Source organism: Haemophilus sp. HMSC61B11 (assembly GCF_001838615.1).
In the GTDB taxonomy this organism is placed as follows: domain Bacteria; phylum Pseudomonadota; class Gammaproteobacteria; order Enterobacterales; family Pasteurellaceae; genus Haemophilus_D; species Haemophilus_D parainfluenzae_AD.
The window spans coordinates 1-360 of record NZ_KV837956.1; the positions used below are offsets into that span (position 1 = coordinate 1).

Sequence of the window (360 nt, forward strand, 5' to 3'; positions counted from 1 at the left end):
GGGAAGAGGATATAGAACCAGCCCCAGTAGAAACTAGCTTTGTGTTTTCTTAACATTCCTTCAGCAAACTCACTAAAATTTGTACCAGCCATTGTATAACCTAAATTATTAGGATCTTCATAGAAATGAAACGTATCTTTTATACTAATCATGGGATCTATCACCCATAATATTTCCTGAAACATACTTTGAGTCGTAAAATAGTCATAAAGCATAAAGCCGATCGTACATAAAAACCACACCCAAGAGAGATCGGCTCTAATATGCCCGTCGTTATAACGGCGGACTTCAATGACACCATTGCCCAGCTGTTTCACATTGCGGGCAATCACATCAGGATTATAGTTGGATATGCACATT

The 360-nt window shown here is 38.3% G+C and carries 1 pseudogene; it reads right to left on the reverse strand.

Annotated elements, in window-relative coordinates:
- Positions 1-359 (reverse strand): annotated as a pseudogene (locus HMPREF3263_RS01690) (hypothetical protein); the annotation flags it as partial.
- Position 360: the final 1 nt, after the last annotated feature.